Origin of the sequence: Streptomyces sp. NPDC051578, from assembly GCF_044454045.1 — a bacterium.
In the GTDB taxonomy this organism is placed as follows: domain Bacteria; phylum Actinomycetota; class Actinomycetes; order Streptomycetales; family Streptomycetaceae; genus Streptomyces.
In genome coordinates, this window is the sequence record NZ_JBITDH010000024.1 from 1 (window position 1) to 1,560 (window position 1,560).

A 1,560-nucleotide genomic window follows, 5' to 3' on the forward strand; every position below is an offset into this window, starting at 1 on the left:
ATTGCCTGTTCCTCGAAGCGGTCCGCGAGCGTGTGTTCCCCGATGTCGCGGCGGGTGCCCGTCCACTCCTCCAGCACCTGCCGCCGCTCAGCCTCCCCCAACAACTCGATCTCGGAAACCGGAAGTTCCGGTGCGGCCACCACCTGCTCCAGCGTGCGCCGCAGCATCGCGACGATCCGCTCCACGGTGCCGTGCTCGTACAGGTCCGAGCTGTACAGAACCGCCCCGGTCAGGCCGCTGTCCTCGTCCGCCCGCAGCAGGAACTCCAGGTCGAACTTGACCGCGCCCGTCGCCAGCGGTTCCGCGGCGCCGGCCCGCACCCCCGCCAGCTCCGGTCCGGCCGCGGGGCCGGACTCCAGGGCCAGGCAGACCTGGAACAGCGGGTGCCGCGCCAGGGAGCGGACCGGGTTCACCGCCTCCAGCACCAGGTCGAACGGGGCGTCCTGATGCGCGAAGGCGTCCAGATCGGCGGTACGGACCCGGCGCAGCAGATCCCGGAAAGCGGGGTTCCCGGAGGTGTCGGTGCGCAGGACGAGCGTGTTGACGAAGAAGCCGACCAGCTCCGACAGGGCCTCGTCGGAGCGTCCGGCGACGGGCGAGCCGAGCGGGATGTCGGTGCCCGCCCCCAACCGGGTCAACGTCGCGGCCAGCGCGGCCTGGAGCACCATGAACGGGGTGCAGCGCTCCGCGCGGGCCAGCTCCCGCACCCGCTCGTGCAGCTCGGCGCCGAAGTCCAGCCGGACCACCCCGCCGCGCTGTCCGGCGATGGGCGGACGCGGCCGGTCGTGGATCAGCCCGAGCTCCTCGGGGAGACCTTCCAGGGCCGCCTTCCAGTAGCCGAGCTGCTCCTCCAGCGGTGGCCCCTGGAGCGCCGCGCGCTGCCACAGGGCGTAGTCGGCGTAGTCGACGGGCAGCGGGGCCGGGTCCGGAGCGGTGCCGGTGAGCCGGGCCGCGTAGGCCAGCGACAGATCGGCGAACAGGGGGCGCAGCGACTGCCCGTCGGTGGCGGTGTGGTGGAGCAGGACCAGGAGCGTGTACCGGGACGCACCGGAGCGCAACAGCGTGACCCGCAATGGCGGTTCGCCGGCCAGGTCGAAGCAGTGCTCGGCCGCCGCCAGCAGTTCGGCGTCGAGGGTCTCGGGCGTGACGCTCCTGACCTCGAACCACGGCGCTTCGTCCGCCGGCGCCACGAGTTGGCAGGGGGTGCCGTCCACGGTGGCGAACCGGGTCCGCAGCGGCTCGTGACGGGCCACGACATCACCGAACGCGGCGCGCAGTGCGGCGACGTCCAGCTCGCCTTCCAGCCGGACGGCCATCGGGACGTTGTACGCGCTGCCACCCCCGGAGAGCACGGCGACCAGCCACAGGCGCTGCTGGGCGAAGGACAGCGGCAGGAGCTCCGGGCGGCTCGCGGCCCGGGTGAGGGGCGTGAGCGCGGGCCGGCCGGAGCAGTCCGCGATCCGGCGGGCGAGGGTGGCGGGGGTGGGGTGCTGGAAGACGTCGCGGAGGGTGAGGGTGACGCCGAGGGTGGTGGAGATGCGGTTGGTGAGGCGGGCGGCG

The 1,560-nt window shown here is 73.7% G+C and carries 1 protein-coding gene; it reads right to left on the reverse strand.

What is annotated here, in order from left to right:
- On the reverse strand, positions 1-1,560 hold a 1,560-nt coding region (locus ACIA6C_RS33140), incomplete at both ends, for a condensation domain-containing protein (RefSeq protein ID WP_399281400.1).